This window comes from Pseudoalteromonas sp. B131b (assembly GCF_037162545.1).
Classification (GTDB): Bacteria; Pseudomonadota; Gammaproteobacteria; order Enterobacterales; family Alteromonadaceae; genus Pseudoalteromonas; species Pseudoalteromonas fuliginea.
In genome coordinates, this window is record NZ_JARLUZ010000001.1 from 863,293 (window position 1) to 886,935 (window position 23,643).

The 23,643-nt window shown below is 40.2% G+C and carries 21 protein-coding genes and 1 pseudogene; 11 read left to right on the forward strand and 11 right to left on the reverse strand.

The window, feature by feature from the left end:
* Window positions 1–105: 105 nt before the first annotated feature.
* Window positions 106–1,995, forward strand: coding sequence for a monovalent cation:proton antiporter-2 (CPA2) family protein (locus P4S65_RS04025; RefSeq protein ID WP_337119616.1), 1,890 nt, complete (start codon window positions 106–108; stop codon window positions 1,993–1,995).
* Between the two features lie 124 nt (window positions 1,996–2,119).
* On the opposite strand, the gene P4S65_RS04030 is transcribed toward P4S65_RS04025, so the two are convergent.
* The 5 genes from P4S65_RS04030 to P4S65_RS04050 form a co-directional block, all read right to left on the reverse strand.
* Complete coding sequence (locus P4S65_RS04030) at window positions 2,120–2,401, reverse strand: hypothetical protein (protein ID WP_337120728.1); 282 nt, start codon at window positions 2,399–2,401, stop codon at window positions 2,120–2,122.
* Window positions 2,402–2,470: 69 nt separating this feature from the next.
* The gene (locus tag P4S65_RS04035; protein WP_337119617.1) at window positions 2,471–3,298 is read right to left on the reverse strand and encodes a hypothetical protein; all 828 of its coding nucleotides are present in this window, start codon (window positions 3,296–3,298) and stop codon (window positions 2,471–2,473) included.
* Between the two features lie 233 nt (window positions 3,299–3,531).
* Entirely contained in the window at window positions 3,532–4,245 is a 714-nt protein-coding gene (locus P4S65_RS04040) for a hypothetical protein (RefSeq protein WP_337119618.1), read from the reverse strand.
* A 139-nt stretch (window positions 4,246–4,384) separates the two neighbouring features.
* Window positions 4,385–6,175 carry an alkaline phosphatase gene (locus P4S65_RS04045; protein ID WP_337119619.1) on the reverse strand — a complete coding sequence of 597 codons (1,791 nt, stop codon included), beginning with the start codon at window positions 6,173–6,175 and terminating at the stop codon, window positions 4,385–4,387.
* Between the two features lie 11 nt (window positions 6,176–6,186).
* Complete coding sequence (locus P4S65_RS04050; RefSeq protein WP_033030560.1) at window positions 6,187–7,776, reverse strand: alkaline phosphatase; 1,590 nt, start codon at window positions 7,774–7,776, stop codon at window positions 6,187–6,189.
* Window positions 7,777–8,626: 850 nt separating this feature from the next.
* Between P4S65_RS04050 and P4S65_RS04055 the strand changes: the two genes are divergently transcribed.
* From P4S65_RS04055 to P4S65_RS04065, 3 genes are all read left to right on the forward strand, one after another.
* Window positions 8,627–8,836 (forward strand): cold-shock protein, encoded by a 210-nt coding sequence (locus P4S65_RS04055; protein ID WP_006792548.1) that lies wholly within the window; start codon window positions 8,627–8,629, stop codon window positions 8,834–8,836.
* A 185-nt stretch (window positions 8,837–9,021) separates the two neighbouring features.
* Complete coding sequence (locus tag P4S65_RS04060) at window positions 9,022–9,231, forward strand: cold-shock protein (RefSeq protein ID WP_007377377.1); 210 nt, start codon at window positions 9,022–9,024, stop codon at window positions 9,229–9,231.
* 232 nt (window positions 9,232–9,463) lie between these two features.
* Complete coding sequence (locus P4S65_RS04065; protein WP_007377376.1) at window positions 9,464–9,712, forward strand: DUF3297 family protein; 249 nt, start codon at window positions 9,464–9,466, stop codon at window positions 9,710–9,712.
* Between the two features lie 390 nt (window positions 9,713–10,102).
* Here P4S65_RS04065 and P4S65_RS04070 read toward each other — a convergent pair whose 3' ends face one another.
* A complete protein-coding gene (locus P4S65_RS04070; RefSeq protein WP_033030558.1) occupies window positions 10,103–10,501 on the reverse strand; it encodes a MerC domain-containing protein in 399 nt (132 codons plus the stop codon).
* Window positions 10,502–10,641: 140 nt separating this feature from the next.
* Between P4S65_RS04070 and P4S65_RS04075 the strand changes: the two genes are divergently transcribed.
* The 4 genes from P4S65_RS04075 to P4S65_RS04090 all read left to right on the forward strand — a co-directional run bounded on the left by P4S65_RS04075 (window position 10,642) and on the right by P4S65_RS04090 (window position 16,906).
* Entirely contained in the window at window positions 10,642–13,038 is a 2,397-nt protein-coding gene (locus tag P4S65_RS04075; protein WP_337119620.1) for a TonB-dependent receptor, read from the forward strand.
* Window positions 13,039–13,066: 28 nt separating this feature from the next.
* Window positions 13,067–14,458 (forward strand): 5-methyltetrahydrofolate--homocysteine methyltransferase, encoded by a 1,392-nt coding sequence (locus P4S65_RS04080; RefSeq protein WP_337119621.1) that lies wholly within the window; start codon window positions 13,067–13,069, stop codon window positions 14,456–14,458.
* A gap of 203 nt (window positions 14,459–14,661) precedes the next feature.
* Complete coding sequence (locus tag P4S65_RS04085; protein WP_337119622.1) at window positions 14,662–15,684, forward strand: AraC family transcriptional regulator; 1,023 nt, start codon at window positions 14,662–14,664, stop codon at window positions 15,682–15,684.
* 88 nt (window positions 15,685–15,772) lie between these two features.
* Window positions 15,773–16,906: a nuclear transport factor 2 family protein gene (locus tag P4S65_RS04090; RefSeq protein WP_337119623.1), complete on the forward strand. Its 1,134-nt coding sequence runs from the start codon at window positions 15,773–15,775 to the stop codon at window positions 16,904–16,906.
* A 67-nt stretch (window positions 16,907–16,973) separates the two neighbouring features.
* On the opposite strand, the pseudogene P4S65_RS04095 reads toward P4S65_RS04090, so the two are convergent.
* Window positions 16,974–18,277, reverse strand: a pseudogene (locus P4S65_RS04095) (DEAD/DEAH box helicase).
* A gap of 263 nt (window positions 18,278–18,540) precedes the next feature.
* On the opposite strand from P4S65_RS04095, the gene P4S65_RS04100 reads away from it, so the two are divergent.
* The 3 genes from P4S65_RS04100 to P4S65_RS04110 all read left to right on the forward strand — a co-directional run bounded on the left by P4S65_RS04100 (window position 18,541) and on the right by P4S65_RS04110 (window position 19,994).
* Entirely contained in the window at window positions 18,541–18,687 is a 147-nt protein-coding gene (locus P4S65_RS04100) for a hypothetical protein (protein ID WP_157847575.1), read from the forward strand.
* 74 nt (window positions 18,688–18,761) lie between these two features.
* Window positions 18,762–19,628, forward strand: a complete 867-nt coding sequence (locus tag P4S65_RS04105; RefSeq protein WP_337119624.1) for a hypothetical protein — start codon at window positions 18,762–18,764, stop codon at window positions 19,626–19,628.
* A gap of 12 nt (window positions 19,629–19,640) precedes the next feature.
* Entirely contained in the window at window positions 19,641–19,994 is a 354-nt protein-coding gene (locus tag P4S65_RS04110; RefSeq protein WP_337119625.1) for a hypothetical protein, read from the forward strand.
* A gap of 55 nt (window positions 19,995–20,049) precedes the next feature.
* Here P4S65_RS04110 and glmS read toward each other — a convergent pair whose 3' ends face one another.
* The 4 genes from glmS to P4S65_RS04130 all read right to left on the reverse strand — a co-directional run bounded on the left by glmS (window position 20,050) and on the right by P4S65_RS04130 (window position 23,616).
* Window positions 20,050–21,870, reverse strand: a complete 1,821-nt coding sequence (gene glmS, locus P4S65_RS04115) for a glutamine--fructose-6-phosphate transaminase (isomerizing) (protein WP_306724574.1) — start codon at window positions 21,868–21,870, stop codon at window positions 20,050–20,052.
* Window positions 21,871–21,910: 40 nt separating this feature from the next.
* On the reverse strand, window positions 21,911–22,675 hold the full coding sequence (locus tag P4S65_RS04120; RefSeq protein WP_033030535.1) for a DeoR/GlpR family DNA-binding transcription regulator: 765 nt from the start codon (window positions 22,673–22,675) through the stop codon (window positions 21,911–21,913).
* Between the two features lie 114 nt (window positions 22,676–22,789).
* Window positions 22,790–23,329: a helix-turn-helix transcriptional regulator gene (locus P4S65_RS04125; RefSeq protein ID WP_337119626.1), complete on the reverse strand. Its 540-nt coding sequence runs from the start codon at window positions 23,327–23,329 to the stop codon at window positions 22,790–22,792.
* A gap of 116 nt (window positions 23,330–23,445) precedes the next feature.
* Complete coding sequence (locus P4S65_RS04130) at window positions 23,446–23,616, reverse strand: hypothetical protein (protein WP_157770557.1); 171 nt, start codon at window positions 23,614–23,616, stop codon at window positions 23,446–23,448.
* Window positions 23,617–23,643 lie beyond the last annotated feature (27 nt).

A 23,643-nucleotide genomic window follows, 5' to 3' on the forward strand; every position in this document is an offset into this window, starting at 1 on the left:
AGTGTTATAACTACTGATAAATAAGCAACTTTGAGCCATATAATCCATTGTATTTTATAAGCAGCTAAGCCATTCTAAAAGCCTTGATGTTATTAGGATAAACGCGTGTTAGAAATTGCTTTAATTTACTTAGCAGCAGCCATTGTAGCTGTCCCTATTGCAAAACGAGTCGGACTTGGCTCAGTGTTAGGTTATTTAATTGCCGGCATACTCATTGGCCCTTATGCGCTGGGTGTTGTGGGCGATCAAACCGATGTAATGCACTTCGCTGAATTTGGCGTAGTAATGATGCTGTTTTTAGTGGGCCTTGAACTACAACCTTCGCGTTTATGGACATTACGCCACTCTATTTTAGGGCTTGGCGGCTTGCAAGTTGTGTTAACGGCAGCGGCAATTTTTGCATTTTGTTATTGGTTTTTTGCCATGCATTGGCAAACCGCACTCGCCATTGGTTTAATGCTGGCGCTCTCCTCTACTGCTATTGTGCTGCAGAGCCTTGAAGAAAAAGGCTGGCTAAAGCAAGAAGCCGGACAAAACGCTTTTTCGGTATTGCTGTTTCAAGACATCGCAATTATTCCTATTTTAGCCCTATTGCCACTGCTTGCATTTGCCCCGCAAACTAACACAAAAGAAATCAGCGATTCAATTATTGCAAGCTGGCCGGTATGGCAACAAGTATGTGTATCGGTTGCGGTTATTGCCGCTATTATTGCCGGCGGTAAATACGTATCGGCCCCGTTATTTAGATACATTGCTCAAACACACATGCGTGAAATATTTACTATTTTTGCACTGTTTTTAGTGGTCGCTATTGCGCTAGTTATGCAAAGTATTGGTCTATCGCCTGCGCTGGGGACTTTTTTAGCCGGCGTTGTACTTGCCGAGAGCGAATTTAGACACGAATTAGAAGCCGATATAGAACCCTTTAAAGGCTTACTTTTAGGATTGTTTTTTATAACTGTTGGCGCATCAATTAACTTTGAGCTGCTATTTAACGAGTTTAGTACCGTTATAGGCTTAGTGGTTTTACTCATTGTAGTTAAAGCCTGCATTTTATTTGCCCTTGCCGTTACCTTTAAAATTAACAGCAAACAGCAGTTATTATTTGCCTTAGCGCTTGCCCAAGGGGGTGAGTTTGCGTTTGTACTTTTAAGCGTTACCACTACCTTAAGTATTTTAACGCTCGAGCAAACCAGCCTTGTTACCTTAGTTGTGGCGGTATCAATGCTAATAGCGCCGTTATTACTTATGGTTTATGAGCAAATACAAAAACGCAGTAGCAGTGCTCTGCCTGAGTTTGATAAGCCAGAGCAAATTAGCACCGCTAAGCACGTAATTATTGCGGGCTACGGACGTTTTGGCCAAATTATGGGGCGTTTACTGCACGCACAAGGCTACGAAATTACCGTACTTGATCACAGCCCTAGCCAAATAGAATTACTACGCCGTTTTGGCAATACTGTATTTTATGGCGATGCAGCACGCCAAGAACTCCTTGAAGCCGCAGGCGCGCACACCGCGCAAATGCTGGTAATTGCAATTGATAACCCCGATAAAACTATTGAGATAATTAAGCTCGCGCATAAAAACTACCCGCAGCTTAAAATAGTTGCTCGCGCAATCGACCGCCGCCATGCGTATCAGTTACTTAATTTAAAAGTAGATGCGTTTAACCGCGAAACAGTCGACTCAGCTATTAACCTTGCCGTAGAAGCACTCGAGTTACTAGGTAACACTAAGCAAGATGCAGAGCGCGCCGGTAAGTTATTTAGAGACCACGATCGCGCTGCAGTACTGCAACTAGCTGCATTATGGGGAGACGACGCCAGCTACGGCGTAGCAGTTCGCCAACGCATGGAAGATTTAAAACAAGTGCTGCAACAAGATAAACAAGCACAAAGCGATTTAAATACCTGCGACAGCGGTGATTGCGAAGACGGCTTAACAGAAGTAGCGAGTAAACCTAAAAAGCCTGATGATGCTCATTTGGAGTAATTTAGGCAGTTGAGTTTGAATTCTTAGAGGTAAGATCCAAATAATAGACGGCTATGAAGTAGCCGTCTATTATTTGTTAGATTTAGTTTATTTGAATGACTTTGCCCTACTCGGAATAAAACAGTTATACGCATGTACTCTTAATTAATGAATTTTGTTTATTAATTTCTTTAGAGTCTTCATTAGTTTTTGCGATAGCCAGATCAATTTTAGCTTTTTTGCATTTATCAGATAACTCTTTACTCATAAGGTGACTTTGATCTTTTTGATACTGAGTCATACCTTCCGCACCGCTATATTGATCTCTATTTTCAGGTGCTCTGTCTTTTTGGTATGAGGGTGGGTGAGTTGCACCACATGCTGATAATAAAACTATTAGTGAAATTGGAATTAATTTATTAAACAATGCTAATACTCCTTGTGCATATAACAGCTCTACCAAAGGACATTTCCTTATTTTCACTAAAACGCTTGGTTAATTGGCAGACTGCGGAGGAGGTGTTTTTGCAACCGTAGCATCGGGCTGTCCTATTGGACCACTTGTTATATCTCGTGGCTCGCTCTCGATACTGTTAAGATACTCAAATACATAAGATCCTGTGATTGAGCCAGCAACCCCTAGCAAGAAGGCAAATAGGCTTGAAAGAACTAAAGTCCAAATTGGGTGGCGCTTAACCTTTTCGAGAATACGAAAGTAAAGGTCTTTACGAATCTTTTTAATATCCTTTTCAGCTGACTCTATGTCGTCATTTGAAACTCGATCTCGCCTAAGTTTTTCTTTGCACTCGCTACAAATGATTGGATTGTGACATGAGGCAACTAGGTCTGATTTAATCCCGTTCATGTCGAAAATACACCCACGTGTTTCATCATGGGTAAAATCTGTCATTTCATGAAATTCGGGGATCTTATTCTCGTTTCTTTTATATGCAAAGGTGTAGGCATTGAGTAGGCGATAAATGACGTTTTCCAAAGGGATATTAGCACTCTGCAATATTTCTTTGATTTCATAAAACGTAAAAACTACTTGATTGTTGCCTAATCTACGGGAATACCAACTGCCTTCTAATGGAACGTTAACAATTGCAATCATAAAGTCTGCGCCATTTAGTTTGGGCATTTGTTCTCTGACTAAATCATCAGAAAACTCCCAGTCAAAACCATCTGAATTGCATCGCAATTCATGATTATCAATTTTTCCAATTACTTCAAATAATGAAGACGAGGAGTTTTTGATTTTCTTCGGATCAAATCCCAACGGCAAATGACCGATAGATACTAACTTAATCTTAACCTTGCTCATGAAGTCCCTTTAGAGATATAACATCCTGATAGTGTGAACTTCTATTAATATCAAATAGTGTAATTTATTGCCAATTATAAATATTATGTGGCAGGTGGTTATTTTGGAAGTAGGAGGAAAATAACTTAATAATATTACTTTGGTAATTGCGACTTTAACCCTCGTCTGAATATTTGCTTGTAGCTCATAACTGCCTGTCATTCTTTTAGCTATGAACTACAACATTTAAAGACCTAGTGGTGGTGTCCTCCTTGAATAGCCTCGCCCTGCTGGTTGTAAAAACCTGTTGCGCTGTGCTCTATAAAACCAAGGTTTATCATTTTAGCTAAAAATGGGTCACCTTCGTTATCGCCAATGTCGGCGTAATCGGTGGTTTGAAAGCGATCCCACTGTGCAAATTGAGCACTAATTAATGGCTCATCAGTGCTTACATTATTAAGGCTAAGTAAGGTGGTTGTTTGGCTTTTTTTATTACTAATACTAAATGTTTTAACTAATTTTGAATGCGTAAAAAAGGTGAGGTTAAAGTCGTTGCCATTTTCGCTCAATGTATAGTTTTTTACTTCATCGCAGCCTGTGCCTTGTGTGCTTACTAAGGTCATTTTTTCGATTAGGTGGTTATCCACCAGCTGACTTTTAGCACTCCAATTTTGTACGCCGCGTACCTCAGATGGTTGATATTCAATGCCGCGTTGCTGGGCGTTAAAGTAACGTATTGGTCGTATTTGATTATTGGCTAAGTGCTGCCAAAGCTCGGTTATTACTTCACTTTGATGCGCTACTTGCTGATCGTTTCGCCAAAGGGTAAGTGACTCGCTACTTTGCTGCGCTTTATGACTGTTGGTAATTTTATAATCGGCTTTTAAATGCTTAGCATCAATATCACATTGCGAGGCAAAGCTACTTGTACTTACAAGCGTGGCAATTATTAATAACGCTTTTTTCATTTAGCTATCTCTTATTTATATTTCAAGTTTATGGCAATAACATAACGATTAAAAATGTCAGCTTAATGACAAAAACCCCGCAAAGTAGGCGGGGTTTTTTATTTAGATATATTTAACTAAATTTATAACTAGCCGGTATTTATTGCGCTAGTTTTTCGTCTGCGGTTTTTACAAAGTCAGCGGCAAAGTCCATTACATGGAATAAAAAGCTTTGCTCGTTTGTGCCTGTTACCAAGTGTGCACCTGGTCCCATTGCATAAACGCCTACGTCTTCACCGGCATGTGTTTCAGAGCCCATTGGTACCAGTGCTTCTTGATGAAAACCAGGTGTTGTTGTATCAACATCAGTTAAATCAACACGCCCTGTAACAGGTGCAAAGGCGTAACCTGCATCGGCATCGGTCTCGCTACCTAGGTTTCTAAAGCCACCACCATTGGTATAACCAACAGTTGTATAAGGCATATCGTCGGCAGCTAAGCTTGGCTCAGTAGCGCCTACTGCAACCACTTTACCTAAAATTGGGTTACCGCGTTTAGGGTAACCGGCAATGGTAAATACATGGCTGTGATCGGCAGTTACAACTATTAATGTTTCTTCTGGGTTGGTGTTTTCCATCGCCACTTTAACGGCTTTGGCAAGCTCAATAGTGTCGTTTAACGCGTTATAAGCGTTACCCGCATGATGCGCGTGGTCAATTCGACCCGACTCAACCGTTAAGAAAAAACCTTGCTCGTTGTTATCAAGTACGTTTATTGCTTTTTCGGTCATTTGTGAAAGCGAAGGCTCACCTGCTACATCGTTTGCACGGTCAGCTTCGTACTGCATGTGGGACTCATTAAATAAGCCAAACACTTTAGTGGCGTCGTCACTTATTGCATCAAAACCGGTTTGATCCATTACGTACGTGCCATTTGGATATTGCATTTTCCACTCTGCGGTTAAGTCGCGGTTATCTGTACGATCCCCTTCAACTGCACTTACTGCATCGGCTGAATTAAACGCAGCATCTTTTGGTAAAAAGTGACGACGACCGCCGCCCATTACTACGTCAATACCGTCTACATCAACACCACTGAAGCGTGCTTCTAAGTTGGCCTCAAAGTTAACCAGTTGCGATGCAATATCTTCACACGTTGCAGCACTTTCTGGCATATCGGAGATATCTTCCCAGTTACGCTCTGCCGATTTAGCATACGTTGCAGCGGGTGTTGCGTGAGTAATACGCGCTGTAGAAATAATCCCTGTTGCTTTGCCTGCAATTTCAGCAAGCTCTAACGAGGTAACAAGTTCGTGCCCTTTGCCTGATGCACAATTACCACGTTCAACCGCTTCATCAATACCAATAACGCCTGCATCGGTTTTAACGCCCGATGCCATTGCGGTCATAGTGCCTGCCGAATCTGGCGTTTGCGCATCTACGTTGTATGTTTTTACAAAGCCTGAAAAAGGCATAGTTTCAAAGCTTAACTGGTGATCTTCACCCATTTCGCCCTCTAACTGACCCGCTAAAATACGTGCTGCGGTTATGGTAGAAATACCCATACCATCGCCCACAAATAAAATTACGTTTTTAGCTTTGCCTGATTCAGTAACAATGTTGCTACTGGCTGTTTGTGCAGCACCTAATTTTGTTTGTGCTTCACTAAACCAAGTATTACTAGTGAGCGAGGCTAACTGCTCGCTTGTTAGCGACGTTGCGGGTGCATTACACACTAAATTAGTTGAGTTAACTTCGTTGCTATCTAGCACGTCGTTATTATTAGTATCTGCGCCTACTTGCGTCTCTACACCGCCATTAATACACTGCTCAGAGCCCACTGCAACAGTATTATCTACTGCGATAATATTATTTTCATTTTTGTTATCGTCACTCGAGCAACCAGCTAGCGCGACCATTACTGCCAAAGAAAGTACCGTTAATTTGTTCATGTTAGCCGCCATTATTGCTGAGTTAATTCAAGAGCTTGATTAATTAGATGAAATACAACGTTTTGTTCAATTACACCTTGGGCTAGCTGAGCACCAGGACCTTTAGCATGTAAAGATATGTCTTCACCTGCGTGTGTTTCTGAGCCCATTGGTACGGTTGCTTCTTGGTGAAAACCTGGGGTTGTTGTATCAACGCCATTTAGCTCAACACGCCCTGCAACAGCAGCACTTGTGTAACTTGCATCAGCATTTGTCTCGTCGCCTAAATTTCTAAAACCTAAGCCATTTGCGTAACCGACTGTGGTGTAAGGCATATCGTCGGCGGCTAGACTTGGTGTTGTTGCACCTACTGCAACTACTTGACCTAAAATTGGATTACCACGCTTAGGGTAGCCTGCAATAGTAAATACATGGCTGTGATCGGCGGTTACTAAAATAAGGGTTTCTTCTGGGTTGGTGTTATCTACCGCAGCTTGCACGGCTTTAGCAAACTCAATGGTGTCGTTAAGCGCGTTGTACGCATTACCCGCATGGTGCGCGTGGTCAATTCGGCCCGACTCAACCGTTAAGAAAAATCCATTATCGTTTTTACCAAGCACTTCAATTGCTTTAGTGGTCATATCGGTAAGTGAAGGCTCGCCCGCTACATCGTTTGCGCGGTCAGCTTCGTATTGCATATGGGATTCGTTAAATAAACCAAATACTTTAGTGGCGTCATCCGCTATTGCATCAAAGCCTGTTTGATCCATCACGTACGTAGCATCTGGGTATTGTGTTTGCCACTCAGTCACTAGGTTGCGCTCGTCAGTACGGTCGCCCTCTATAGCACTTACTGCATCTGTTGAGTTAGCTGTTTCGTCTTTTGGTAAAAAGTGACGACGACCGCCACCCATTACAAAATCAAGGCCGTCTACGTCGGTCCCTACAAATCGTGCTTCTAGGTTTTTTTCGAAGTTAACCAGTTGCGATGCAATGTCTTCACAGCCACCCGTTACGGCATCTTCTGGCATATCGGATACGTCTTCCCAGTTACGGTCAGCCGATTTAGCATACGTTGCAGCAGGGGTTGCATGAGTAATACGTGCAGTAGAAATAACGCCTGTTGCAAGGCCTTTAATTTCAGCAAGCTCTGTAGCTGTAAGTAATTCATTACCTGCCACTGTTGAACACACGCCGCGTTCAATATCTTCATCTACACCAATTACGCCAACATCGGTTTTAACACCCGAAATCATTGCCGTCATCGTGCCTGCTGAGTCGGGAGTTTGGGCATCTACGTTATACGTTTTAACTTGTGCAGAGTATGGGAACTCTTCAAAGCTTAAATAACCTTCTTCGCCAGATTGGTTATTACGCTGCCCTTGCAAAATGCGCGCTGCGGTAAGAGTAGAAATACCCATGCCATCGCCCACAAATAAAATGACATTTTTAGCTTTAGTGGCTTGTGTAGCCTGCGCTTGTGCTGTTTTTGTTGTTAGTTTAGTTTGCGCAGCGCTATACCAGCTGCTGTCTTTTTGGCTTTGCGGTAGTACATCTGCATGGCTCACTGCGCTAAACGCAAACGTTAGAGCGATTGCCGCAGCGACTTTTTTAATTTTCATTCATAATTCCCATTGTTTAGTGGTTATTTTTTGCTTGAAGTTAAAAATCTCAAATGAGTAACCGCTGCACTATAGAAAAAAGATATGACTAAAAAAGGTAATTTTGGTGAACAAAAAGTGACTAATATTTTACAAAAAAAGACATAAAAAGCGCAGCATGTTAAATGCTATAACTCTGGCTTAAAGCGACTGAGTTACACTCGCCTATGTTGATAGAACTGAGTATCGCCCGTATAACAAGTAGTTACTTTTCACCTTTTATATAGTGATTAAAAACGCCAATAACCTTTTGTTATTTTTTAATTACGCTTGCCTCCAGTAAATATAAAAAGAGGTAAAACCCATCAAAGTGGACATAGAATCGATTATTAAAATAATTACTGAAACACTTTGGATTACATTATTAGCACCTAAATTTGCAATTTAGAGCCAGTCAATTAAATAATCTAAGATCCATATAAAAATTAAACAGATAAGTGATAGACGTTTTAAGCACTTGAGGTTTCTATTTAATTCACTTAAAAGAACACCAAATAAAACATAACAAACTGATTTAAAAAGCTTTAATTTAATTGTAAAAAACAAATCTGCATAGGCGTTAGTAAACTGGCTAATAATTAACAGATAAAAAATTAGTACTTCTAAAATAAAATTACAATAAAGCTTGGTATACGGCTTAACTTACTGTTATCCTGCTTCGCATCGGGTTGATAGAAAACCCTATTTATTTGTAAGTACCACGTTGATATTAGTAATAATCCTTCGCGTTATCCTCAGTTAAATGTATGTTTTCTTCCTGTTAAATTGCCTTAATTTAAGGCGCACTTTTATTAATTCTTAGGATACTATTATGTCTAATACTACAACTGGTACAGTTAAATTTTTCAATGAAGCAAAAGGTTTTGGTTTCATCGAGCAAGAATCTGGTCCTGACGTTTTCGCTCATTTCAGCGCAATCTCTGGCGACGGTTTCAAAACTTTAGCTGAAGGCCAACGTGTACAGTTTACTGTTACTCAAGGTCAAAAAGGCCCACAAGCTGAAAACATCGTTAGCATCTAATTGCTTTCGTTAAATGGGTTAGCAATAACCCATTTTGAATACTAGTTTGAAAGAAGTTCTGTTTTATTTGTTAGTACCGAGTTGTTTTAGTAATAATCCTACACGATATCCTCAAGTTAACTATTTTTTCCGGCTCAATCGCCTCTTTTCAGGCACACTTATATTAATTTTTTAGGATACATATTATGTCTAATACAACTACTGGTTCAGTAAAATGGTTTAACGAAGCAAAAGGTTTTGGTTTTATCGAGCAAGAATCTGGCGCAGACGTTTTTGCACATTTTAGCGCAATCTCTGGCGACGGTTTTAAAACTTTAGCTGAAGGCCAACGTGTACAGTTTACTGTTACACAAGGTCAAAAAGGCCCACAAGCCGAAAACATTGTTTGCATCTAATTGCTAAACAATTTAGTGGGTTAGAGATAACCCATTAATATTTTTACCTTTATCATTTTTTAGTCAAATATCTTCAAAATCCTCCTCTGTAAATATTTTCCAAGCTCAATCTCATTTGTATACACAACTCATTAATTAGTACATTTTTAAACACATTTACCACTATCTCTCTTGAGCGAAAGCTTTGTATTGCCTACAATAGCGCATACTTCATTCAATATAGAATATGACCATGAACGACACTACCGCAAAACCTGCTTTACCAGATCGCCTTTCTATTAATCCACGCAGCCCACATCATGTGGAAGACGTTTTTGAACACGATATTGGTATCACGTTCAACGGCAAAGAGCGTTTTGATGTTGAAGAATACTGCATCAGCGAAGGTTGGATAAAATTTGCATCTCCAAAAGGGCTTGATCGTCGCGGGCAACCACTTTTACTTACAAGAAAAGGCACTGTTGAAGCCTTTTACAAGTAAGCTAATAATGCTTACTAAAAAAGCGACACCTTATTAGGTAGTCGCTTTTTTTGTGTGTTTTTATAGTGTTTTTAAATTTAATACCAATCTGCTTAATTAAGTGAGCTATTTTTAGTTAAGAAAATCGTGTCGATTACAAAGCAAAAATTTCGTTATTTAGTTGTTATCACTAATTGCTCCTGCATTGCTCTATCTCCTGCATCCATGCAGTCGTATATCAGAAACTTTTAACACAGTTAGCATCAGGTTTAAGCCCTCAAATTAATCAAGTATTATTGCTGATTGGTATAAAACTCGCATTTTAAAGCTGAGTCTTTAATATAAATCAATATTCATTTAGTCGATGAGAGCTATACCACCATAATATAGGCATTAAACTATTTGATAAGATTAATTACCTGAGCACGGACAATCCTCATCTTCTTTTTTAAGACACTGGCGGTAGTTAAACCAATGTGCTACAGCTATAAAAGCTGAGCCAGTTAAAGTTAGCGCCTTTTCTGCACCTTCATGCCCTATAAAAATAGCAAGTAACATTAAGCACAACCCCACAATCCCAAAAGCCATATAACTAAACTGTTTATGTTTTTTACAGCCTAAGCTTAACGCAAGTAAACTTGTGGGTAGCACAGCCATTAATATCCATATATGAAACTGTTCGTTATCTAGTTGTAGTGCTGCCAAACTAGGTAGAAGTACTAAAATAATTGGCGTTGCAAAACAATGCACTGTACACATTAACGAAAGCCCTATTGCTAGACGATCCATTACACTTTGACTCGATTTCATTTTTTCCTCTACTAATCAATGTCTACAAATAAATATTTACTTTTGCATGAGCATTTAAATAACAATCGTTAATTACACTTGATACATTATAACATTTGAAGCACAATTGATACAATATAACATACCAAGAGTAAGGTAGAATGAAAAAAAGATCACAGTTAGCTCTTTTAATAGCCGCTTTATTGCCCGCGAGTGTGCTTGCAAAAACCATTCAAGGCACAGTGGTAAATACACAAGGCAGTACTATAAGTAATGCTGTAATAGAACTTGAAGGCTCAGACATAAAAGTCACCACCGATAAAAACGGTCACTTTGTAATAGCCAAACTAAACAATGAACTCAAAGAGCTTCACATCGTTGCGCCAGGTTATGCGCATTTACATCGTGATATTACTATAGACACAGATGAAACACGCTCTGTATCGTTTACGCTTCAGCGCTCACCTATTGAAGTAATAGACATTGAGGCAACACCAATTCATATGTCGGCAATGGAATCTGCATCGCCTGTTAGTGTTTTATCTAGCGAACAACTAAGACGACAACAAGCTGCAACCCTTGGCGACAGCCTTGAAAAGCTCCCAGGCGTTAATACAAATTTTCACGGTAAAGTAGCCAGCACACCAATTATTCGTGGTTTAAGCGGCCCTCGTGTACTTATTACTCAAAATGGCCTTGATGTAAGTGATGTGTCGCGCGTTGGCCCTGATCACTCTGTTGCATCAGAGGCGTCTACAGCACAACAAATTGAAGTATTACGGGGCCCTGCAACTCTATTTTATGGCAGCGGCGCTATTGGCGGCGTTGTAAATATAGTTGATAACCGCGTACCCACCGACAGCACAACACGCGGCGAATGGAACGTAGAGCACAACTCAGTAGATAACCAAAAAGTAGCCTCGTTTAATGCCACTACAGGTACAGACTCTTTTGCTTTTTATGCCGATGCATTTTGGCGTGAAGCCGACGACTACGAGGTGCCTGTAGCTGCCGATATAGATAGCAACGGTGAAGAGCATCATGGCGATTACACTGTTGAAAACAGCAATGAAGAGTCTGACGGTTTTACTGTTGGCGCTAGCTATTTAATGGATAACGGATTTATTGGCATAGCGGTAGAGCAATTTAATCGTCAATACGGTATTCCTGGTCATTCTCATGGTGATGAAAGTGAGCATAGTGACGAGGAAAGCGTATTTGCCGATTTAGAGCAAACCAAAGTGCAATTACTAGGTGAATTCAATCTAAATAATAAGTGGCTAAACAAGGTAAATCTGCGCGCTGGCCATACCGACTACGAACACGCTGAAATTGAGGGTGGCGCTGTTGGCACTACCTTTAAAAACGAAACAAACGAATTACGCATAGACCTACTACATAACCAATTTAGCGAGTGGAATGGCGGCTTTAGTTTTCACTATAAAAATAGTGATGTAGAGGCGCAAGGTGAAGAAGCTTTTACACCGCCATCAGAGACCGAAAGCTTTGCTGTAGCGTTAATGGAAGAAAGGCACTTTGGCGACTTTTTAGTGCAATTAGGTGGCCGAATAGAGCGCGTAGAACTTAACGCAAGCAATGTATTACTGCCAAGTATTGATGCTCATGCACATAATGAAAGTGATGAACATGACGATCATAATCACGAAGAAGAAACCAATTTTACTCGCGTATTTGATGTAGAGCATGAGTTTACGCCAGTCAGTTTATCGGCAGGGGTAGTATGGAATTTTACACCTAACTATAACTTAGGTCTTTCTGTATCGCGCTCTGAACGTGCGCCTTCTGCCTCTGAGTTGTTATCGTTTGGGCCACACATTGGTACTGGCACTTACGAAGTAGGCGCCTTATTTGATTTAGATGAAGATGGCCATTTAGGTTTGTCTGAGCAAACAATAGACCTAGAAACTGCCAATAATATCGATTTAACCCTGCGTAAAACTCAAGGCGATGTTGGCTTTATTTTAAATGCCTTTTACAACCAAGTAGATAACTACTATTACCAAATAGACACCGGTTTATTCGCCGAAAGTGGACACGACCATGGCGATGAAGAAGAAGGCGTTGACGAGCACGACCATTCATCAGAACTACCGGTTTATTTATTTAAAACAGACGACGTAATTTTACACGGGTTTGAAGCGCAAATTGCGTGGCAATTAACAGATGAGTTCAAGTTAGATTTATTCTCAGATTATGTACGTGCACGCCTTAAAGACGGCGGCGACCTGCCGCGTACACCTCCACTACGTTTTGGCAGCGAGCTAAGCTACAACAGCGAAAAATTAAGTGCGCATATTCATGTAACTCGCTACCAAGATCAAGATCGCACGGCTCCTGAAGAAACCGCAACAGACGGTTACACCCTAATTGACGCCAGTGTGAGTTACGCCCTATCGATACTTAATCAAGACCTATCTCTGTATTTAAAAGGTACAAACCTAACAGATACAGAAGCACGCGTGCATAGCTCATTTTTAAAAGAGATAGCGCCACGCCCAGGACGAAGTTTCGCACTTGGTATTCGCGGTTACTTCTAAAAAGAATTTTAAATAAAGGGAAACTAATATGACCAAATTATTCAAACTAAAATTGATAGCACTTGCAGTAAGCAGCACATTAATTACCGCCTGTGGCGATGCAGAAACCAACATTGTAGAAAAAGATCCTATTGCTGTGGTAGATGACGAGCATGAAAGTGATGACGAGCATGACGACGGCTATACCATAAGCTCATTTGGCAGGCTTGCTGTTCTGGCAGGTGACAGCAACGAAGCGAGCTTTTTTGATTTAGACGATAACGCACTACTTGATACGTTTGTATTAAACGATGACTCAAACACGTTATCTGCATCACCTGACTTTCGTTATGCTGTTATTGCTAATCGTACTCAAGATTACCTAGGGTTTATAGACGGCGGTATGTGGCGCGAAGATCACGGCGCTCATTTACATGATTACGAGCAAAGCCCGGTGTTTAGTAGTTACGAGCTTACAAGCGGCAGCCGCCCTACACACTTAATAACTCACGACGGACAATTAGCAATATTTTACGATGGCGATGCAGATTCAGGCGCTTCTGCTTCGGTTGAAGTATTAACCGATAACGATATTACCAATGCAACAGCCACACTTACTGGCATTAACTATGATATTAACATGCATGGTGTAGCTGAGCCTCGCGGTGAACATTTACTCTCAACCATTCGTCGAGACGATGCAAGTAGCACATCTAATGCCAAAGTACTTCCCGATCAAGTGGGTGTATATCATCTTCACGATGGTAATTACGAACTAGAGCAAACGTTAGAAGTAACCTGCCCCGATTTACACGGCGCAGCACAAAATCACGATTATGTTGTATTTGGTTGTGGCGATGGTGTATTGATTGCTCACCAGCAAGGTGATGTATACAACGCTAAAAAAGTTGTAAATATAAACGCCGTAGGCGCTCAACGTATTGGTACTTTGTACGGCCACAAAAACAACGACACAATTTTTGGCATAGCCGCAGGACACGATGGCAGTGATTCAGTATTACTTAGCATTCATCCTGAAAATGCCGAAATGGAAGAAGTAGAATGGCAACTTGCTGATGGCGCAAGTGCTGTATCTTATTCTTTTTCAGCCAGTGGTGAACACTTTTTAGTACTCGACAGTCTAGGCTTTTTAAATGTACTTACAGGACATGACCATGACGGCGAAATGCACTGGGAACTCGCAGGCCAAGTCGATATTACTCAGGCAGACGTAACCACAATGCCCGAAGGTATGAGCTTTAGTATGACAGTGGCGCAAAATGGTCAGTTTGCTTATATTGCCGACCCAATTGCTCAACACATAGTGCAAGTACACCTAGAAGATCTAGAAGTTGAAGGTGAACTAGAACTAACCTTCCCACCTGCTGCTATCACTTGGTTAGGTATAGCACAAGAAGAAGAGCACGCTCACGAACACTAGGTTTATGAGCGTACATAACATCGTGAATGCTGATAGAACGCCTATAGTATGAGACGCTAATACCGAACAATACTGTAAATTGTTCGGTATTTTTACTTATTTAATAAAGCGCTTTATGACTCCAAGAATTAAGCGTACCAATAGATTTGCGATTTAAAGGTTAATTTGGGATAGTTAACACAAATTAATGGACTTAACTTTTTATGAAAGCTTATTCATACCTATTGTTTTTCTTTTCTTCATTAGGCGCATTTAATGGCGTTATATTAGCACTATGGCTATTTGTTCGTAAAAATAAACAACCGTCAGACACATGGTTAGCTGTCCTACTGTTACTAATCAGTGTTCGTATTGCTAAGTCAGTCGCTTTTTATTTTATACCCACACTCGATAAAAGTATTTTACAAATAGGGCTGACCGCATGCTGCCTACTTGGTCCCTGCTTAGTTGTCTACACCTATACGAAATCAAAATCAGTCACTGTAAATAACTTCCCTAGTCGACTATTTATTTGTCTGGTCGGAGTTGTTTTTACTATCGGGATGATTTACCCCTACAATGAAAATCTTGAATTATGGCAATATTGGCTGTATCGAGGTTCAAGCTATGTATGGTTTGTCTGCCTTATAATCGCAAGCTACCTCTACTATTCTCGTTTTAAAGAGGTAGCCGGTAATTGGAAGCAGCTTCTTTCTGAGCAAACATTTATAACTATCGTAGGGTGTAGTTTAATTTGGCTGGCGTATTTTACTGCCTCATATACCTCTTATATTATGGGGGCGATCAGCTTTTCGGTCGTCTTATATTTATCGTCAATAATACTGTTAAAACCACCTTCGCCTTCATCGAATAAAATAGATAAATATGCCAATAATAAATTGTCTAAAGAACAGGCAGAACACTACTCTATTTTGCTAAATCAGTTGATGGCTAAAGATCAGCTATATATCGATCCACAGTTAACTTTGCCTCGCTTGGCTAAGCGGTTATCAACATCGCATACTGTTTTATCGCAACTGCTCAATAAGCACTATCAAATGAACTTTAAACAATACGTCAATAGTTTGCGCGTGGCATGTGCAAAAGGGCTATTGCTTGAACACCCAAACACCAGTATTGATGATATTGCAGAGCAAAGCGGTTTTAGCGCACCATCCACATTTTATAATGCGTTTAAACAACAAACTGGGTTGACTCCAAATAAGTTTAGAACTCTCAATTTATAATTTGAGACTCCTAAAATATAAACTAATTCATTGTTTTAATTATATTTAGCTTAAATTTAAAGCCACATTAAATTAAGAGCTTATAACTGTGAAAACAATCATTAAATTTTTTATATTACTACTGGCAATCACTCAGTTTTCAACCTTAGCCAATAACTCAGAGCAACAGCAAGCTGTGCATGTAGTCATTCAAAAATACATAGACGGCACCAGCAACGCAGATCCAAACTTAATAACCTCAGCATTTCACCCTAAAGCAAGCCTAATTCTGAGCCACCCTAATAAACCATTTTGGCAAGTTACGGCAAAGGAATTTGCAAGCTGGTTTAAAACAAAAAAAGTAACGCGAACAGGTGCCATTCTTTCAATAACAGTTGATAACGATATAGCCACGGCTCGTGCAAAAATAACGACCGCCTCACCCGTAAAACAATACATCGATCAGTTCTTACTAAAACGCTTTTCTGACGGCTGGAAAATTGTTAGTAAAACAGCCAGCCAACTGGATATTACGCAATCAGAACAGTTTTTAGCTGCGATGGATAAACGTGTGTTATTTATAGTATCGAGTGCCGACTTTCATGGCGACTCAGCCCTAGCTACAGGCACTAGCTTTTCTGAATTAGTAGAAGCTTATGACGTGTTCATAAATGCAGGGTATCAGGTTGATGTTGTAAGTAGCAAAGGGGGTACCTTACCACTTGCCTATATTAATACTTCAGATAAAACACATCGCCAATACATTTATAATCAAGACTTTATGTACAAGTTAGCGTACACATTAGCACCTGAACAAGTCGACCCTGAAAAGTATTTAGCTGTTCACTATGTTGGTGGCGGTAATGCGATGTATCAGGTCACTGAGAACAAAGACATTCAAGCAATTTCTATGCATGTTTATGAACAAAATAAAGGGATAATTTCCGCTGTGTGCCATGGCACCGCTGGTATAGTTAATCTCAAACTGGCTAGTGGCGAGTACTTAGTTGCAGGGCGTAAAATTACAGGCTATCCAACCGCCTTTGAAAAAACAGACGCAGCTTATTACCAACAATTTCCCTTTTCGATAGAAAGCCTTATTAAACAACGCGGTGGAATATTCAATTATGGGCAACGAAACCAATCATTTATTGAAGTTGAAGGTCGAATTATTACCGGTACCAATTATCAATCTTCACGAGAAGTAGCCCAAGCGATGGTTAAACAACTAAATAACATGTAATTTAACTTTAAACATGTTTTTAACTTCCCAATAAAAAAGCCGACGTATGTCGGCTTTTTTGTGTCTATTAATTGCGCCCTCTCCAGCCGCTCCATACATCATCTATATCATCGGCTTTATTTTTTTCTTTTTCTTGCCTGTGCCTTCTGGTTTTGCCATTGGCTTTTCATTTTTAAGCGCCTGTGCAGCATCAAGGTTAGCTTGGTTTACAGCAAAGCCTGTAACCTGTTCACGCTCTAAGCGTAGTTTGTTTTTCTTCTCGATTATTTTAAAGTGATGCAAATCTTCATAATCAACCAATGAAAGCGCTAAGCCTACTTCACCAGCACGGCCGCTTCGGCCAATACGGTGCATATAATCAGAAGGACTGCGTGGTAGGTTAAAGTTTATTACCACTGGCAGCTTTTCAATATCTAAACCACGAGCAGCAATATCGGTTGCGATAAGTACTTCGATTTCGCCCGCTTTAAACTTTTCTATTACGCGAGTACGTTCACTTTGGCCTTTATCACCATGAAACACTTGTGCATTAACACCGTGTTTTTCAAGCTTAGCCGCTAAATGCTCACAGTCTTTTTTCGCGTTTACAAAAATCAATGCTTGGCGCCATTTATGCGTTTTAATTAAATGCGCTAAAACAGTGGTTTTTTCACCTTTATTTACCGTAAACACGCGTTGAACAAGTGTGCTCTCTTCTTTGTTTTGTACTTGTATTTCAACTGGATTATTTAGCAGCTCTTGCGTTAATTGTGTTACTTGCTCAGGAAAGGTCGCTGAAAACAACATAGTTTGCTTTTTAGCAGGCATAAGAGCCAACAAATTAGCCAGTTCTTCGATAAAGCCAAGGCTTAGCATGCGGTCGGCTTCATCAAGCACAAGCGTAGTTACATTATCGAGCTTAATGGCATTGCTTGAGATTAAATCGAGTAAGCGCCCTGGTGTTGCCACAATAATATCAGCACCACCACGCAGTGCCTGCATTTGTGTATTAACCGACACACCACCAAACACGGCCACCGTTTTAATTGCGCCATTAAAGTTAGCAGAATACGACTTAACACTATCGGCCACTTGCGTAGCAAGCTCACGCGTCGGTACTAAAATAAGTCCCGTTACAAAGTTGCCTTTGCTCGCTGCTTTTTTAGCGCCTTGCTCTAAAAATAGCTTTTGTAGCATAGGCAATGCAAACGTTGCTGTTTTACCCGAGCCCGTATTTGCCCCTGCAATTAGGTCATTGCCCGCAAGCACACTAGGTATAGCCTTAGCTTGAATAGATGTAGGCTGGGTATATTCCAAATCGGTTAATCGAGCTAATAGCTCTGGAATAAGGCCAAGTTCGGAAAAAGTGCTAGGGCTTGTGGCTGAGGTCATATTTATTACGGGCTCATTGCTAAAAAATTAGCCTGCAATTTTAGCGTATTTAGCGCTTATTAAGTAGAGATTAGTGGTTTTAATAAAATGAACCTTGTTTTATTCAACGATTATCCCCTGGATATTGCTTTGTATTAATACTATTTTTCAAATAGATCAATCATTACGAAAATAGCTTAAACACACTGTACTCTTGATTTCAATATTTCAAGTGTGTTATTTTTTGTAATCTGATGGATAAGTTTTAGATACAAGGAAATATCATGTCTCAATTTGATTTATGCTTTAATACAAAAAGCAGAGCAAGCCTACCATTTAACACCAGTGATTTAGAGCAACTAAAGCGATTTAGAGAAGATAACCCTCATATTATAGGTAATTTTATACCTCAAGGAACCCCTTTATTTTAAGATCCCCACAGTCTGGGGATATGAGCGACTTTAGGCGTTCTCGTCCTGACATAGCTTGCGCACTTGACAGTACTGTGTCTTGGCCTCAGCATACAAAAAGAAATGTCAGCACTATAGTAAACAGCTTCGGTGATGAAGATGCCTTGGCTATTGCCGCACTATATGACGCAGAAATCTCCCCATACGTGGACAAAGTAAGAAAACTGACAGAACTAAAATTTTCAGGTAGAAATTTTGACGCTATTGCCGCTACTGGTGCGGCATTTACTTCCCTAGAGTCAAGCCAAGTAAGATTGAGCTCATTTGGAAAAGCAATTCTAAAATACCAAACTAGCTTAATTGAAATAAGAAAAGCATCGCAAAACAAGCAACCTAAGTTAGAACTAATCAAGCTAGGTAACAGAGCTAAGCAAGCTCACCTAGAGCTTAATACTGTATTTAAAAGGGAAATGGTCAAATTCAAAGGCCAGGTGAAAGCATCTGCGAAAGGTAATATATGGTCTAGTGCACAGCGAGGCATTGATACAGCAAGAAGCGCAAGAACTTCTACTCCCCTCAAATTAACTTCTTTAGCTAACATACAGCACTTACGTAGACTAGAACAAAATTCTAATTTTGCAGGAAAGTTTATCATTGCTGTTGATGCTGGTCTTCGAGCTGATAGCGTTTATAAAGATTACAAAGCAGGTAAAGATTGGCAGCGACGTGCCATTGTTGAAACAACAGGGCTTGGTTTAGGGACAGCCGCAGGCATTGGCGCCGGAAGTGCAACAGTTACAGCTGGTGTAGGTATAGCAATTGCCATGGGGCCAGTTGGTTGGGTTATCTTAATTGGAGCCGGCCTCGGGGCTGGATTCATGGTCGGTAAAGCGGGTGATGAAGTTGGTAAGTTTATTTCTGGCGAATTATATGATTTAAGCTCAAGCATTGACTGGTTTTAAATTATGTATGTAATGCCTGAAAAAATATTTTTATTTATCTCTTTACCAATAATAATGAGCTATCTTATTTCAACCTTATGCTTCACTCGCATTACAATGAAACACATTGAGAGAAAATTGCGCGAAGAAGGGGTACATGAGCCGCTTTGGGACAAAGGAATAGGCATAAGAGTAAGCATGTATGGCAAAGTTATTAGACGGCAAAAGTCAGTAAAAGCTACGATAGTTAATGATGAAGCGATTTTGCGACACGCGCGGCCTATAGACTTAATTTTAGCTCGTATAATGCACATATCATTTTTAGGTTTGATGTTAGTAATTGCCTATGGCTACTTTGCTTATAACTTAAGTGAGCGCACATATTAAAAAGGCGCATTGAGCGCCTTTTTATCTTTAACGGGTAATCACCAACTCATTGATTTTACTCAACCGTAACCGATTTAGCTAAGTTACGTGGTTGGTCAACGTCAGTGCCTTTAATTACCGCTACGTAGTACGACAGTAGCTGCAATGGCAAGGTGTAAACAATTGGCGCAATAATGTCGTCAGTGTGGTTTACGTTGATTACACGCATTGTGTCGTCTGACTCAAAGTGTGAATCTTTATCTGCGAATACGTAAATAATGCCGCCACGTGCGCGTACTTCTTCTACGTTTGATTTAAGCTTTTCTAATAGCTCATTGTTTGGTGCTACAACAATAATAGGCATGTCGGCATCAATAAGTGCAAGTGGCCCATGTTTTAGCTCGCCAGCGGCGTAAGCTTCCGCATGAATGTACGAAATTTCTTTTAGCTTAAGCGCACCTTCCATTGCAATTGGGTATTGCGAGCCACGACCTAAAAATAATGAATGGTGCTTGTCGGCAAACTCTTCTGCTAGGTCTGCAATGCCATCAGCAAGTAATAATGTTTCTTCTAACTTAGCGGGAAGTACTTTAATTGCATTTACAATTGCGCTTTGATCAAGGCCTTTCTCTTGCGCTATAGACGCAGTAAGCATTAACAAACCAACTAATTGCGTAGTAAATGCTTTAGTAGATGCTACACCAATTTCAGCGCCCGCTTTGGTCATAAAGGCAAGGTCTGATTCGCGTACAAGCGATGAACCAGGTACGTTACAAATGGTCATTGAGGCCATGTAACCTTGCTCTTTAGCTAAGCGTAATGCAGCTAGCGTATCGGCTGTTTCACCCGATTGAGAAATAGTAACTAGTAAGCTATTTTCATGTACAAACGACTGGCGGTATCTAAATTCAGAAGCTATTTCTACATTACAGCTAACACCCGCAAACTGCTCAAGCCAGTAACGTGCAACCATACCTGAATGATAAGACGTACCACAGGCAATAATTTGCACATGTTTTACGTCTTTAAATATTTGCTGAGCGCTTTCGCCAAACGCATCAATTGCTACGCGATCGTCGTTTAAACGTCCTTCAAGGGTATTACGTACAGCAAGTGGCTGCTCGTAAATTTCTTTTAGCATGTAGTGGCGGTAATCGCCTTTGCCTGATGCATCTTGCGTAATGTTTGATTCAATAACTTCACGCTCAACGGCGTTACCGTCTGCATCAAAAATTTCGACTGTGTCGCGAGTAATACGCGCTACATCGCCTTCTTCTAAAAAGATGAAGCTGCGAGTAACAGGTAATAATGCAAGTTGGTCAGAGGCAATAAAGTTTTCACCAAGGCCTAAACCAATAACAAGTGGGCTGCCTGAGCGCGCTACAATAATTTCGTTGTCGTTGTCTTTATCAAATACAACGGTACCAAAAGCGCCTTCAAACTGTTTTACCGCAGCTTGAACAGAGGCTAACAATGTAGTGTGTTGTTGGCGTAATTGATGAATTAAATGCACCATAACTTCGGTATCGGTGTCTGATAAAAATTCATAGCCGTCACCTTTAAGCGCAGCACGTAAGCTTGCATGGTTTTCAATAATACCATTGTGGACAAGTGCAAGCTGGCTATTTGAAACATGTGGGTGAGCATTGGCTTCTGTTACGCTACCGTGTGTTGCCCAGCGAGTGTGTGCAATACCTGTATGACCGCTAACGCCTGCTTTTTCTAGCGCTGCTTCTACGTTAACTACTTTACCTACTGCTTTTACCGTATTAAGTGTGTTGCCATCAAGCAATGCTACGCCTGCTGAATCGTAACCACGGTATTCAAGGCGTTTAAGGCCTTCAACTAAGATTTTATTTACTGGACGTTCTGCAACTGCCCCAACTATTCCACACATAGTGTCTCCATTAATTTTTTAAATACTTGCTACTAAGTAGCTATTGTATAATCTCTGCGCAAATTAGTTTTACACCACACGCCTCAATTGCTTTGCGTTTATCGTCAGCTAAGCCGTTGTCGGTTATTAATGTGGTTACTATTTTCCACGGTAATTCTAAATTTGGTATTTTTCGGCCAATCTTATCTGATTCAACCATTACGATTACTTCACGTGCCGCTTTTGCCATAACTTGGCTCAAACCCACCAGCTCATTAAAAGTGGTTGTGCCACGTTTTACATCTATGCCATCAGCACCAATAAATAGCTGATCGAAGTCGTAAGAGCATAATACATTTTCGGCAACTTGCCCCTGAAACGACTCAGAATGCGGGTCCCATGTTCCACCGGTCATCAAAAGTGTCGGCTCGTTTTCAAGTGATAGTAAACGACTCGCGACTTTAATGGCATTGGTCATAACAACTAACCCGCGTTTATTTGCAAGCTCAGGGATCATTGCGGCTGTAGTACGTCCGCTATCTATAATAATTCGGTTATGATCTTTTATAAGTTTTGCTGCTGCTTTTGCTATAGCCACTTTGCGCTTTGAATCTATTTCATCGCTAACAATCTCTTTAGGCAATGCAATAGCACCACCGTAACGGCGCAGCAATAAACCACTTTTTTCAAGCGCGGTTAAATCTTTTCGAATGGTTACTTCGGAGGTTTGAAACTGTTCTGCTAACTTTTCAACCACGACTTCACCTAGCTCATTAACCTGAACCAAGATATTGTGACGACGTTGCTGTGTGTTTCGTTTAGTCATAAATTAAGTTTCGTTTCGAAAGTTAATAGATTTTAAACGAAACGATTCAAATGGCAAGATGTAGATCAAAAAAAGCGCAAAATGCGCTTTTGGTTACTCTGGAAAATTCATATATTATGTAAGTAATTGCCCACTTAAAATACATTTAACAATTGCATGTTGTCGGTTTGTGCTGTTTGTTTTTCTAATACAATTTGTTAGATGAAAATCAACGGTTCTTTGACTAATACTTAGAATTTGGCTTATTTCCCACGATGTTTTCCCCATGGAAGCCCACTGAATACACTCTTTTTCTCTTCGCGTTATCTTAACGGCATTGCTGCTAAATACTCGCCTATACGCTTCAAAGATTTCTACCAAGAATATTCGCCAATAGTCACCCATAACTTGAATGTTATGTGATTCAACACTCAAACTTGGCAATTCAATCACCAAGCAGGCAAACTTGTTATTGTGTAAGCTTATCGGAATAATTAGTGTAAACTCGCAGCCCTTGCTGAGTTCACTAAGTTGAATCGTTTTTACTTCATTGACGCAATAACGGACCAATTCATTATTAGACTTAATGTTATCCAAAAAAGCATCATTAAAATTACCAAAATGGCTCACATCAAATTGAAATAAGTCAGAGAGTTCAAAAATAACAATCCCCATTTGAACATAGTTATAAGTATTCTTTATATCTAAAAAAATTATTAAAACTACTTACCGAATTTATTAGACGAATTCGAGTGTGAAGCTCATTTATGTTAACCATGGCCATAACTCATCTAAGATTCTTTTCTGCACAATATAGGATATATTACACAATTAGAGCTAGGTGAATCATTATCACTAAGTTGTAAGGTGTCATAACCCGCACTAACACCATCTATACTTGCTAGCATTAAAAGAGCAGAAATGGCTGTAAAGATTAAAGATTTCACATAAATATTTTTCATAGTAGACCCTTATTAGGTAGTTGCTTA